Below are 12,340 nucleotides of genomic sequence, written 5' to 3' on the forward strand. Positions count from 1 at the left end.
AGGACGGTCAGAAGACGGGCGGCTCGGTGTAGACGCCCCACTCGTCCTTGAGGGCGCCGCAGATCTCGCCGAGCGTCGCCTCGGCGCGCGCCGCGTCGAGCATGGGCGCGATCATGTTGCTCCCGTCCCTGGCGGCTCCGAGCAGCGCGGCGAGCGCGGCGCGCACGGCGGCGTCGTCCCTGGCCGCGCGGCGGCCGGCGAGCGCGCGGACCTGCTCCCGTTCGACCTCGTGGCCGACCCGGAGGATCTCCAGGTCGCCGGTGACCGACCCGGTGTGCGCGTTCACGCCGACCACGCGCTTGTCGCCCTTCTCCAGCGCGCGCTGGTAGGCGAACGCCGCCTCCGCGATCCGGCCGGTGAACCAGCCGTCCTCGATGCCCGCCAGCAGCCCCGAGGTGATCGGCCCGACGGGGTGCCGCCCGTCCGGGACCACGCGCCGCCCGCGTTCCAGGATCTCGTCGAAGATCCGCTCGGCGTCGGCCTCGATGCGGTCGGTGAGTTGCTCGACGTACCAGGAGCCGCCGAGCGGGTCGGCGACGGAGGTGACGCCGGTCTCCTCCATGATCACCTGCTGGGTGCGCAGGGCGATCTCGGCGGCGCGCTCGCTGGGCAGGGCGAGCGTCTCGTCCAGGGCGTTGGTGTGCAGGGAGTTGGTGCCGCCGAGGATGGCGGACAGGGCCTCGACGGCGGTGCGCACCACGTTGTTGTACGGCTGCTGCGCGGTGAGGGAGACGCCCGCGGTCTGAGTGTGGAAGCGCAGCCACTGGGCGCGCTCGCTCGTCGCGCCGTACACGTCGCGCATCCGCCGGGCCCAGATGCGGCGCGCGGCGCGGAACTTGGCGATCTCCTCGAAGAAGTCGATGTGCGCGTCGAAGAAGAACGACAGGCCGGGCGCGAACGTGTCCACGTCCAGGCCGCGCGACAGGCCCAGTTCGACGTACCCGAAGCCGTCGGCGAGGGTGTACGCCAGCTCCTGCGCGGCCGTCGAACCGGCCTCGCGGATGTGGTAGCCGGAGACGGACAGCGGCTTGTACGCCGGGATGTGCCGGGCGCAGTGCTCCATCAGGTCGCCGATCAGGCGCAGGTGCGGCTCGGGGCCGAACAGCCACTCCTTCTGGGCGATGTACTCCTTGAAGATGTCCGTCTGGAGCGTCCCGTTCAGCGCGCGGGTGTCGGCGCCCTGCCGCTCGGCGGCGACGAGGTACATGCAGAAGACGGGGACGGCGGGGCCGCTGATGGTCATCGAGGTGGTGACCTCGCCCAGCGGGATGCCGTCGAAGAGGAGGTCCATGTCGGCGGCCGAGTCGACGGCGACGCCGCAGTGGCCGACCTCGCCGAGGGAGAGGGGGTCGTCGGAGTCGCGGCCCATCAGGGTGGGCATGTCGAAGGCGACGGAGAGGCCGCCGCCGCCGTTGCGGAGGATGGTGCGGTAGCGCTCGTTGGTCTGCCGGGCGTTCCCGAAGCCGGCGAACTGGCGGATCGTCCACGTCCTGCCCCGGTAGCCGGTGGCGTACAGGCCGCGGGTGTACGGGAACTCGCCGGGCCAGCCGATGCGCTCGAAGCCCTCGTACGAGTCGCCGGGGCGTGGGCCGTACACGGGCTCGACGGGGTCGCCGGAGAGCGTGGTGAAGTCGGCGTCCCGGGTGCGGGCCGCGTCGAAGCGGGCCTGCCAGCGTCGGCGGCCCGCGGCAATGGCGTCTGCGTCCATGCGACCAATTTACTTGGACGTCCAAGTATCCGTCCAACGGCGCGCGACGGCGGCCCCCGGGACGCCGGGGGCCGGTGGCGCCGCGGGCGGGGTCAGACCCCGACGGGCTCCTCCTCGGGCGCCTCCACCAGCGGCTCGACCTCGGCGGCCACCCTGCGCTCGACGAAGAACGCGGCGGTCGGGATCGTCCCGGAGACCAGCACCCACAGGAGCTTCCCGAACGGCCAGCGGGCCTTCTGGCCCAGGTCGAACGCGAAGACCAGGTAGATGATGTACAGCAGGCCGTGGACCTGGGAGACGAGGAGCGTGACGTCCTCACCCGTGTCGAAGCCGTACTTGAAGACCATGCTGACGCACAGCACCAGCAGCATGACCGCGGTGACGTAGGCCATCACCCGGTATCGCGTGAGCACACTCCGCTTCATGCCGGCGAGCCTATCCGGTCATTCGGGGCGATCTTCGCCGGGCCCCCCGGCGCCGGAGCGCAGCGCGCCCGCCGCCGCGCCGGGCGCGGGAGCGCCGTCGTCCCGGGTCTCGAAGTCCAGGGCGGCCACGCGCAGCGGGCGCAGCATCGCGAAGATCTCGCCGCACTCCTCGGCGTCGTACGCGCCGAGGCCGAAGTCCATGGCCATCAGGTCGCGGGTGGCGGCGTCGCAGACGGCGCGGCCCTCGTCGGTGATCGAGGCGAGCGTGCCCCGGCCGTCGTTCGGGTTGGGCCGCTTGGTGACCAGCCCCGAGCGGACGAGGCGGTCCACCGTGTTGGTCACGGAGGTGGGGTGGACCATCAAACGCTCGCCGATCTTGGACATCGGCAGTTCACCCTTCTTGCTGAAGGTGAGCAGGACCAGGGCCTCGTACCGGGCGAACGTCAGTCCATACGGCTTGACCACGGCGTCCACCTCGGCGAGCAGGATCTGGTGGGCGCGCATGATCGAGGTGATCGCCGCCATGGCCGGTGCGGAGCCCCAGCGGCGTTTCCACAACTCCTCCGCGCGGGCGATCGGGTCGAAGGGAAGGCTGAGCGGTTTGGACACGCCAGCGACCCTACCGGCTGGTCATACGAATGCCTCCCGTGGGCCGCCGGGGGTCAGGGCAGCGGACCGGGCTCGGCCCAGCAGGCGGTCTTCTCGCGCTCCTCGTCCAGCAGGCCGGCGAGGCAGCCGTCGACACCCTCGTCGGGGGTCGGGACGTACGGGTACGGGTCCCCTCCCCATCCGCCGGTCTCCGGCTCGCCGACCATGATGCGGAGCACACCGAGCCGGTTGCCGTCCAGGGCGGTGTAGAGGCGGGCCGAGCCCGGCGTGCCCGGCTTGGTGCCCGTGTCGGCGACGCCGAACCCCGTGCCCGGCTCGCCCGCGCGCGCGCCGTAGTCGCACATGCCCCGGTCGAGCAGCACTTCCGCCGCGTTCTTCGCGGCGACGGACGACTCGAAGGCGATCGTCTCCCACGTCGCCAGGGCGCCGCCCCCGCCCTCGTAGTACCAGACCGACCCCTGCCCCGTCTCCGTCGGGCCGCCGCCCCATCCGCAGCTGTCGCGCCATTCCGCCAGGACCTGGTCGAGCGCCGCGTCCGGTTCCGCCTGCCGCCACGCGAACCGCTCGTCCCAGGGCAGTCCCGTGGGCCGCGGTGACGGGACGCGGACGTCCCGCGCGGCGGGCGGCGCGGGCTCGGCCGGCTCCTCCGCCTTCCCGAGGAGGCCGGACTGCCAGACCCCGGCGGTCACGGCGGCGAGCACCGCGACGGACGCTGCGGCCGTACCCGCGCGGCGGCGGGCGCGGCGGCGCTCGCCCCTGCGGCGTGCCGCGTCCGGGCCTGCGAGCGTGACGACGGGTTCCATGCGGTCGGCGAGCAGGTGCAGCCGCTCGCCGATGTCGGTTCCCTCGTGGGGGGTGTCGTGCTCGGTCATCGGGACATGCCACCTCGTGTCGGAACCGGAGCCGGAGCCGGGCGCCGGGTGCGGGCGCTCATCGGGCACCCGCCCCCTTCGGCCGCGTCGTCCCGCCGCCGTCCGGGGCGCCGAGGCGCCGTCCGACCGCGGGGTCGTCGGCCAGCCGGGGGCGCAGTGCCTTGCGCGCCCTGCTGAGACGGGTACGGACGGCAGCCTCGGACGCGCCGGTCTCGCGCGCGATCTGGGCGACGGGCAGGTCGAGCAGATGGTGCAGGACGACGGCCGTGCGCTGGTCGGCCGGGAGCGCCCGCAGCGCGGCGACCAGCGCCACGTGGTCGGGGGCGAGCGCGGAGACGTCGGGCGGGGGGCCGTGGCGGTCGTGGGCGCGCAGCCGGTTGCGGGCCTTGCGCCAGGTGCTGACGGCCAGGCGGAGCGCGACGGTGCGGACCCAGGGCGTGGGGTCGCCGTCGGCGGTGAGGGCGGCCCAGCGCTGCCAGGCGCGGGCGTACGCCTCCTGCACGGCGTCCTCGGCGTCGCCGAGGTCGCCCGTGACGGCGTAGACGGCGGCGACGAGCCGGGTGGCGGAGGCGTGGTAGAAGGACGCGAAGTCCTCGCGCGCCGCGCCGTCACCGCCCTTCATGAGCGGCGCCGCCGCGCACCGCCCGGCAGGCGGCGCACGACGGGGGCGGCCATCTCGCCGACCTCGGGGACGCGTAGCGGGCGCGCGAACAGGAGCACGGACAGCAGCAGCGCGGTGCTGCCGAGCCCGAGACCGGCCAGGTCGCCCACGGGTCCCTCGCCGAGGCGGGCGGTGCAGCGGTCGGCGATCAGCAGGGCGGCGGCCGCGCCGGGTGCGGCGGCAAGGGCGACGCGCAGGTGGGTGCCGAGCGTGCCGGGCCAGCGGCCTATGCGGCGTACGAGGGCGCGGCTCGTACAGAACAGCCCGACCGTGCACGCGATGGCATAGCCCCCCGCCATACCGACGACGACCCAGCGCGGCGGGAGCAGTGCGTAGGCGCACACGGCGAGCCCCGCCTGCACGGCGGCGATGACCAGGTTGAGCAGGAACGGCGTACGGGTGTCGCCGAGTGCGTAGAACGCGCGGGCGACGAGGTACTGCCCGGCGAAGGCGGGCAGCCCGGCGGCGAAGGCCATGAGGATCCAGGCGAGGACGCGTACGTCCGCCTCGGTGGTCTGCCCGTACTGGAAGATGACGCCCGCCAGTTGCGGCCCGAGGGTGAGGAAGACCAGGGCGGCGGGGACGACGGCGACGGCGTTGCGGCGCAGTCCCCAGGCCAGGTCGCGACCGGCGGCGCGCGGGGTGCCGTCCGCGGCGGCGACGCTCATGCGGGGCAGCAGGGCGGTGCCGAGCGAGACGGTGATGATGCCCTGGGGGACGACCCACAGCTGGTAGGCGTTCGTGTAGGCCGCGAAGCCCACGCCCGTGGTGACGCCCTCGGCGGCGGCGCGGACGGCGGAGGAGGTGGCGAGGCGGGTGACGACCCACAGCGCGAGCTGGTTGACGAGGACGAGCAGCACCGTCCACACGGCGGCGCGTACGGGGGCGGCGAGCCCCGCGTGCAGGAGGTCGAAGCGGGGGCGCCAGCGGAAACCGGCGGCGCGCAGCGGGGGTATGAGCGCCAGCACCTGGGCGAGGACACCGGCGGTGCTGCCGAGGCCGAGCAGCAGGGCCTGGCCGCCGGTCATCGCGCCCGCCTCGGTGACGTCGGAGGCTATCGCCAGGTAGAGGCCGAAGACGCCGATGACCACGAGGTTGTTGAGGACCGGCGCCCACATCATCGCGCCGAAGCGGCCCCGCACGTTGAGGACCTGCCCGAGCAGGGTGAACAGGCCGTAGCACAGGATCTGCGGCAGGCAGTAGCGCGCCAGGGCGACGGTGAGGTCGCGCTGCGCCGCGGTGAAGTCGGGCGCGTACGCCGTGACCAGCCAGGGCGCGGCGACGATGGCCGCGGCGGTCAGGAGCAGCAGGCCGAGCAGGCAGGCGGTCAGGAGGCGGTCGGTGTGGGCGGCGCCGCCGTCGGCGTGGGTGCGGCGGGCGCGGACCAGCTCGGGGACGAACACCGAGTTGAGCGCGCCGCCGAGGATCAGGAAGTACACGATGTTCGGCACCGTGTTGGCGATCTGGAAGGCGTCGCCGAGCAGCGTCGTGCCGAGCGCGGCGACGATGACGGCGGTGCGCACGAAGCCGGTCGCCCGTGAGACGAGGGACCCGGCGGCCATGATCGCGCTGCCCCGGCCGGGCGAGCCGGACGGCGCGGCCTCCTCGCGCGGCGCCGTCTCCGCCGCGGGTCCCGCGTGCCGCCCGGTGCGCTCCGGCGGCTTGGCCGGGGCCACGGCGATGGCGGCGGCGGGAGCGGTGACGCCGCGTCTGCTGTGCTTGCCCATGAGCAGGTGATTGTGCCAGGGCAGCCGCCCGGCCACCCCATCGGGAGGCTGTCGCAAATCTCTCTGTCACCTCGCGGGTCTCCCGGACGTGAGGAGCTGCGAGTGGGCTGTACCTGATGCCCGCTCCCGGGCCGCGCGGCCCGGCCGCCGTCGCGGAGGGAAGTCCCGTGTCCGATACGACCATCCAGCGCCCCTGGGCGCAGCAGCTGCCGCCTGCGCCGCTGTCCGAGATACCGGCGCCGGGACCGACGCACCCGCTGCTCGTCCCGCTCAGCTCGGCGGAGCACCTCGCGTTCCTGGCCGAACGGCGGCTGTGGACGGGCGCGGCGCCGGGGCAGGTCAGCTTCCTCCAGACCCCGGCCTGGGCCGCCGTGAAGCGGGGCTGGCGTGCCGAGAGCCTGGGCTGGCTGGTGGACGGGCGGCTGGTCGGCGCGGCGCTGGTGCTGTACCGCCAGGTGCCGCGCCTGCGGCGGTGGTTCGCGTACCTGCCGGAGGGTCCGGTGATCGACTGGTCGGTGCCCGACCTCGACCAGTGGCTCGGCCCGCTGCTCGACCGGCTGCGGGAGGCGGGCGCGTTCGCCGTGCGGATGGGGCCGCCGCTGGCGTACCGGCGGTGGTCCGCGCGGACGCTGAAGGACGCGGCAGGTCCCGGCCGCCGGGTGGGCGATGTGCTGCCCGACCGCGTGGAGCCGCTGGGCGCCGTGGTGGCGGACCGGCTGCGGGAGGCGGGCTGGACGCGGTGCGGCGAGGAGGGCGCGGGCGCGGCGGACGCGCAGCCGCGGCTGGTCTTCGAGGTGCCGCTCGCCGGGCGTGACCGGGACGGGCTGTGGACCGGGCTGAGCCAGGAGTGGCGGCGCAACGTGAAGAAGGCCGCGAAGGCGGGCGTGCGGACGGAGGTGGCGGGCCCCGAGGACCTGCCGGGGTTCCACGAGCTGCTCGGGGTGACGGAGCGGCGTGACGGGTTCCGCCTGGGGCGCTCGCTGGAGTACTACCAGCGGCAGTACGCGGCGCTGAACCTGGACGAGCCGGGCACCATGCGGCTGTACACGGCGCGGCACGGGGGCGAACTGCTCGCGGCGCACACGCTGCTGCGCTCCCCCGACGGGGCGCGGGTCTGGTACCTGACGGGTGCGTCCGCCGACCACAGGCGGGACGTGCGGCCGAGCAACGGCCTGCAGTGGCGGATGCTGTGCGACGCGCACGCGATGGGCGCCTCGGTGTACGACATGCGCGGGATACCGGACACGCTGGACCCGGCGGACCGGCCGTTCGGCCTCGTGCGGTGGAAGCTCGGGACGGGCGGCGAGGCGGTGGAGATGCTGGGCGAGTGGGAGCTGCCGCTCCAGGGCGCGGTGAACAGGACGCTGCACCGGGCGATGAAGAGCTACTTGGACAAGAGGTGACAAGAAGCGGTGGGGAGTGGGGAGCGACGGGCGGTGAGGGGGAGCCGCGGCCGGTCCGCGGCGCGAGGTCCACGGCGCGGCGGTGACGGCGTGTCACGATGACGGCATGCTGCGTCGTTCGTCGGTCACCGCTGTCCTGTGCTGCGCGGTCCTCGCGCTGGCCTGCTCCTCGGGCGGGGAAGCCGCCCACGACGGTCCCCGGGAAGGGGGCGCGGCGGCGGGGACGGCCGACGAGCGGTTCTGGGTGGACCCGGACAGCCCGGCGGCGCGGCAGGTGGCGGAGTGGGAGGCGGAAGGCCGTACCGACGACGCCGGTGTCCTGCGCAGGATCGCCGACCGGCCGCTCGCGCACTGGGCGCCGGGCGAGGAGGACCCGGGAGCGTGGGCGCGCGAGGTGACGGAGGCGGCGACCGCGCGGGAGACGACGGCGGTGCTGGTGGCGTACAACATCCCGCACCGTGACTGCGGCCAGTACTCGCAGGGCGGCGCGCGGGACGAGGCGGCGTACGCCGGGTGGATCGACGCGCTGGCCGAGGGCATCGGCGACGCGCACGCCGTCGTGGTGCTGGAGCCGGACGCCGTGCCGCACATCGTGGACGGCTGCACCGCGCCGATGTACGTCGAGGACCGGCTGGCGACGCTGGGCGACGCCGTGGACCGGCTCAAGCGGCAGCCCCACACGCGGGTCTACCTCGACGCGGGCAACCCGGCGTGGATCGCCGACCCGGCGCGCATCGCCGACCCGCTGCGCCGCGCGGGCGTGGAGCGCGCGGACGGCTTCGCGCTGAACGTCGCCAACTTCCAGACGCTGTCCGACAACACCGCGTACGGCCGCGCCCTGTCGGAGCTGCTGGACGGCGCCCACTTCGTCATCGACACCAGCCGCAACGGCAACGGGCCCTACGACGGCGGCGAGGAGTCGTGGTGCAACCCGCCGGGCCGCGCCCTGGGGACGCCGCCGACCGCCGACACCGGTGACGCCCTGACGGACGCGCTGCTGTGGATCAAGCGGCCGGGCGAGTCGGACGGGGAGTGCAGGGGCGGCCCGGCGGCCGGCGAGTGGTGGCCCGAGTACGCGCTGGAGCTGGCGCGCGCGGCGGCACCCTGACGTACGGGGTGCCGCCGCGCGGGCGGGAGGGGCGCCGGGGCGTCAGCCGACCCGTACCCAGGACGCCTCGCTCGGCGTGCCCTCGGCGTCGGTGGCGAACAGCATGTACCAGCCGGGCGGCACGAGGGACGGGTCCTCCGGGACGGTGAACGCCACCTCGCCCTCGCCGGCCTCCACGCCGAGCCGGATGGAGCGCTGCTCGACGTCGGTGGTGTGCGTGACGGCGCTCGGGCGCATCAGGCGGGCCTCGGTGATGCGGTCGGCGTCGCCGGTGGCGAAGGTGGCGGTGCCGCCGGGCGCCACGTGGCCGGGTCCCTCGCCGAGGACGGGCCGGTTCTCGGCGCGGTCGCCCTGGAGGTAGGGCGGGGTGTAGATCTCGACGCGGTCCTCGAACGAGCCCATCCGCGTGTTGTCCCGGTCGCCGAAGAGCGGGTCGGAGCCGAACGTGGCGACCCGGCCGTCGGGCAGCAGCAGCGCCTCGGAGTGGTAGTTGCGGCCCACGGTCGGGGCGGCGGCGGGCCGGAACTCGTCCGCCTCCGGGTCGTAGAACTGCGCCTTCAGCACGTCGCTCTTCCCGCGCCCCCGGTAGTCCTCGGAGCCGCCCGAGGTGAACACCGTGTCGTCGGGGAGGATGACGCTGCTGAGGTAGCGGGTCCCCTGCGGCAGTGCGGGTCCTTCGCGGAACGCGGGGTCCTCCTCGGTGAGGTCGACGACGGCGGTGCGCGCCGTGGACTTCTCCGACTCGCCCACGCCGCCGCCGCCGAGGACCATGAACCGCTGGTCCTGCGCCGGGGGCAGCAGGAGGGACGCGGCCGTCTCCAGCTGGTCGGGGTCGCGCAGGCCGCCCACCTCGGTGAACGTGTTGGTCTCCAGGTCCCACAGGCCAGGGTCGCGGCCCTTGTCCGCCGGGCCGTAGCCCGCGTTGGCGCCGGTGTAGAACAGCTTGCCGCCCTGGGTGAGGAAGAGGGCCGGGTAGGTGGGGAAGTAGCGGTCCGGCGCATCGGACCAGGTCTTCGTCTCCGGGTCGTAGATCTCGTTGACGCCCGGCACGACCTCGCCCACGTCGTCGAGGCCCGAGACGGTGAGGACGCGGCCGTCGGGGAGCGCGGTGAGCGTCGGGTACCAGCGGGCCTCGTCCATCGGCTCGACGGGCACGTACCGTTCGGCCTCGGGGTCGAACTCGTAGGCCGCCTTGATGCCCTGGAAGTCCTGGTCCTCCAGGGTCAGCGCCTCCGCGAGCCCGTAGACGTTGCGCGCGTCGGCGCCCCTGAGCCCGGCGACGGCGTACTGGGCGGGCTCGTCCGTCACGTACTCCTCGCCCTCCTCGGCGGCGGAGACGAAGACACGGGCCTCGGCCGCCGTGACGGTGGCGGCGTCGTCGGGGTCCTCGGCGTCCTTCTTGGCGGCGGCGGGGAGGGTGACGTCCGTCTCGGTGAGGTATTCGAGGCCGTCAGGGGAGCGCAGGCGGGTGCCTTTGGGGAAGGTGTGCTCGCGGTCGGGGTCCTCGTTCTTGAGGATCATGGCGCCGCCCGCGTGGGTCACGTCGTCGCCGAGCACCTCGTAGCGGGCGGTGCCGCCGGCGACGAGCAGGCGGCCGTCCGGGAGGGCGGCGTGGCCCGCGCAGAAGAGGTCGTCGGGCGTCTCGACCTTCTTGTAGGTGTTGTCCGCCGGGTCCCACAGGATGGACTCGAACGTCCCGGCGTCGAAGTCCTTCTGCTGGTTGCCCGAGCCCGCGATCAGCAGGACCTTGCCCGTACGGAGCAGCGCGGCGTGGATCGCGTTGGTGCGGAACTCGTCCGGTACGTCCATGACGTCCCAGGAGCCGTACTGGGCCATGTACTCGGGCCGGGATATGCGGTACTCGTGCAGCCGGTCCTGGGCGAAGCCGAGTGCGGCGGGCAGGTTCATCCCGGCGAGCAGGAGGGTCACTCCCGTGCCGATGGCGGTCTTCTTCAACCGCTTGCTGGGGCGGTACCTCATACGTCAGTCAGCTCCCACTGGTCGTCGCGGCCATGGCGGGCGGCGGGGCGTTCTCCGGTGTGGTGCCGGGCTCCGCGGGGTCGGGGGTGCGGTCGGCGGGTGCGGGCTCGGGCCGGTGGGTCCAGGCCCAGATGGCGGGCGGCGCGAGGCAGACGACGAGGGCGAGCAGCGTCCAGCAGCGCATGGCGCCGTGGTCGTGGCCGAGCACCACGGAGACCAGCAGCGCGACGGTCAGCACGGCCGCCCAGGCGAGGTGCAGGCGGAACGTGGCGGGCCGGTCGGCGCTGGCACGGCCTCCCTTGGGGGTGACGACGAACCTGCTGTTGCGGCGCAGTACGGCGTCCAGGAGGGAGCGCGCGTAGATCGGCGCGGACAGCGCGGACATCGCCATGCCCGCAACGCCGGAGGAGCCCTCGGGCTCGTGGGGCGACACGTTGTGCCGCCTGTTCCACACATACAGGCCGATCTGGAGGGCGGCGACGTCGCTGTAGAGCATCATCCAGGCGGAGGACGCGACCTGAGTGCCGGAGGCGCCGAGGAGGAGGTACAGCAGGCAGCCGAGGGCGCCGAGCGTCCACGTCACGGCGGCCATGGGGTAGAACGCGAGCATCAGCGAGTAGCTGAACAGCGGGCCGGGCCGGTGGCGGTGGCGCCCGCGGCCGTACTGGCGCAGCAGTGTCTCGTACGTACCGCGTGACCAGCGCATCTGTTGGGAGAAGAAGTCGGTCCAGGAGGACGGGCCTTCCCCGACGGCCAGGACGTCGGGGGTGTAGACGGAGCGCCAGCGGCGGCCGGTGGCGGGGTTGCGGTGCCGGTGCAGCTCAAAGCCGGTGGCCATGTCCTCGGTGACGGAGTCGTACAGGCCGCCGATCTCCTTGAGCGCGCTGACGCGGACGGCGTTGTTGGTACCGACGAACATCGGGCAGCCGTAGCGGTTCCCGGCGCGCTGGATGAGGGCGTGGAAGAGGAACTGCTGGCTCTCCGCGGCCTTGGTGACCGGGCCGTCGTAGTTGCCGTACACCTGCGGGCCGACGACGAACGCGACGTCGGGGTCGCGGAAGTAGCCGAGCATCCGCTCCAGGTAGTCGGGCAGCGGCACGTGGTCGGTGTCCACGGAGGCGAAGAAGTCGTACTCGTCGCCGTGCGCGGCGAGCCAGGCGTTGTAGTTGCCGTGCTTGGTGCGCTCGCGGTGGGGGCCGGTGGGGCGGTTCCACTCGGGGACGCCCTGGCGGGTGAAGTGCAGGACGCCGAGTTCGTCGCACAGGGCGCGGGCGTCGGGGTCGTCGCCCTCGTCCAGCAGCCAGACGTCGAGCGGCCCGGTGTGGTGCAGGGCGGTCGCGCCCTCCAGCGTGGCGCGGACCATGGCGAGCGGTTCCTTGCCCGGCACGTAGGTGGTCAGGAACGCGACACGGGTGCCCGCCTCGGGGACCACCGGCACGGGGTCGCGCGCCACGAGGGTGGCGTGCGCGATGGAGACGACGTTGACCAGCCGGAACACCTCGACGAGCGCGATGCAGCCGAGCATCACCGCGTCGGCCGCCGGGAGGTACCAGGGGGCGTGGTCGCGCTCGGTCCAGTGGCTCGGCCAGACGAGCCAGACGAGCAGCACGGCGGACAGGGCGGGGGCGAGCGTCATGAGGAGGGTGGCTCGTATTCGGTGGGGCTCCCCCGAGATGAGGCTCCGGTAGCGCACGCGGTAGCCCGGTTCCGGCTCGGCGAGCGGGCCGGCGAGCCGGCTGTACTTCTCGTAGTCGTAGCGATGACCGTCGAGTCGCGTACGCCGCACGGCGCCTCCTCGCGGGTGACAGGAGTCCCAAATCCGACATTTCCCACCCCATGGCAGGGCG

Annotated in this window: 10 protein-coding genes; 2 read left to right on the forward strand and 8 right to left on the reverse strand. The window is 73.9% G+C overall.

All coding sequences use genetic code 11. The annotated features are described in order from the left end of the window. Positions 1 to 7 precede the first annotated feature (7 nt). The 6 genes from ACIBPC_RS20910 to murJ form a co-directional block, all read right to left on the reverse strand. Complete coding sequence (locus ACIBPC_RS20910) at positions 8 to 1,708, reverse strand: methylmalonyl-CoA mutase (RefSeq protein ID WP_398846626.1); 1,701 nt, start codon at positions 1,706 to 1,708, stop codon at positions 8 to 10. 92 nt (positions 1,709 to 1,800) lie between these two features. Continuing rightward, a complete protein-coding gene (locus ACIBPC_RS20915) occupies positions 1,801 to 2,133 on the reverse strand; it encodes a DUF3817 domain-containing protein (protein ID WP_362965345.1) in 333 nt (110 codons plus the stop codon). 18 nt (positions 2,134 to 2,151) lie between these two features. Beyond that, positions 2,152 to 2,742 carry a MarR family winged helix-turn-helix transcriptional regulator gene (locus ACIBPC_RS20920; RefSeq protein WP_398846628.1) on the reverse strand — a complete coding sequence of 197 codons (591 nt, stop codon included), beginning with the start codon at positions 2,740 to 2,742 and terminating at the stop codon, positions 2,152 to 2,154. A gap of 53 nt (positions 2,743 to 2,795) precedes the next feature. After that, positions 2,796 to 3,614 carry a hypothetical protein gene (locus ACIBPC_RS20925; RefSeq protein WP_398846630.1) on the reverse strand — a complete coding sequence of 273 codons (819 nt, stop codon included), beginning with the start codon at positions 3,612 to 3,614 and terminating at the stop codon, positions 2,796 to 2,798. A 58-nt stretch (positions 3,615 to 3,672) separates the two neighbouring features. Next, positions 3,673 to 4,236 carry a SigE family RNA polymerase sigma factor gene (locus ACIBPC_RS20930; RefSeq protein ID WP_398846632.1) on the reverse strand — a complete coding sequence of 188 codons (564 nt, stop codon included), beginning with the start codon at positions 4,234 to 4,236 and terminating at the stop codon, positions 3,673 to 3,675. Then, a complete protein-coding gene (gene murJ, locus ACIBPC_RS20935; protein WP_398847142.1) occupies positions 4,233 to 6,002 on the reverse strand; it encodes a murein biosynthesis integral membrane protein MurJ in 1,770 nt (589 codons plus the stop codon). The genes ACIBPC_RS20930 and murJ overlap by 4 nt, the downstream gene beginning before the upstream one ends. Positions 6,003 to 6,298: 296 nt before the next feature. Here murJ and ACIBPC_RS20940 point away from each other — a divergent pair, with 296 nt between their 5' ends. Then, positions 6,299 to 7,405 carry a lipid II:glycine glycyltransferase FemX gene (locus ACIBPC_RS20940; RefSeq protein WP_398847144.1) on the forward strand — a complete coding sequence of 369 codons (1,107 nt, stop codon included), beginning with the start codon at positions 6,299 to 6,301 and terminating at the stop codon, positions 7,403 to 7,405. 106 nt (positions 7,406 to 7,511) lie between these two features. Next, positions 7,512 to 8,513 (forward strand): glycoside hydrolase family 6 protein, encoded by a 1,002-nt coding sequence (locus tag ACIBPC_RS20945; protein WP_362965353.1) that lies wholly within the window; start codon positions 7,512 to 7,514, stop codon positions 8,511 to 8,513. A gap of 42 nt (positions 8,514 to 8,555) precedes the next feature. Here the strand turns inward: ACIBPC_RS20945 and ACIBPC_RS20950 are convergent, their stop codons facing one another. Continuing rightward, positions 8,556 to 10,493, reverse strand: a complete 1,938-nt coding sequence (locus tag ACIBPC_RS20950) for a galactose oxidase-like domain-containing protein (protein WP_398846634.1) — start codon at positions 10,491 to 10,493, stop codon at positions 8,556 to 8,558. Between the two features lie 7 nt (positions 10,494 to 10,500). After that, entirely contained in the window at positions 10,501 to 12,279 is a 1,779-nt protein-coding gene (locus ACIBPC_RS20955; RefSeq protein WP_362965357.1) for a cellulose synthase catalytic subunit, read from the reverse strand. Between the last annotated feature and the right edge of the window lie 61 nt (positions 12,280 to 12,340).

Source organism: Streptomyces sp. NPDC049879 (assembly GCF_044461265.1).
Classification (GTDB): Bacteria; Actinomycetota; Actinomycetes; order Streptomycetales; family Streptomycetaceae; genus Streptomyces.

Bases quoted from the DNA above. Each gene is read 5' to 3' on its own strand.
- ACIBPC_RS20910 (WP_398846626.1), bottom strand. From the start codon at position 1,708: ATGGACGCAGACGCCATTGCCGCGGGCCGCCGACGCTGGCAGGCCCGC.
- ACIBPC_RS20915 (WP_362965345.1), bottom strand. From the start codon at position 2,133: ATGAAGCGGAGTGTGCTCACGCGATACCGGGTGATGGCCTACGTCACC.
- ACIBPC_RS20925 (WP_398846630.1), bottom strand. From the start codon at position 3,614: ATGACCGAGCACGACACCCCCCACGAGGGAACCGACATCGGCGAGCGG.
- ACIBPC_RS20930 (WP_398846632.1), bottom strand. From the start codon at position 4,236: ATGAAGGGCGGTGACGGCGCGGCGCGCGAGGACTTCGCGTCCTTCTAC.
- murJ (WP_398847142.1), bottom strand. From the start codon at position 6,002: ATGGGCAAGCACAGCAGACGCGGCGTCACCGCTCCCGCCGCCGCCATC.
- ACIBPC_RS20945 (WP_362965353.1), top strand. From the start codon at position 7,512: ATGCTGCGTCGTTCGTCGGTCACCGCTGTCCTGTGCTGCGCGGTCCTC.
- ACIBPC_RS20950 (WP_398846634.1), bottom strand. From the start codon at position 10,493: ATGAGGTACCGCCCCAGCAAGCGGTTGAAGAAGACCGCCATCGGCACG.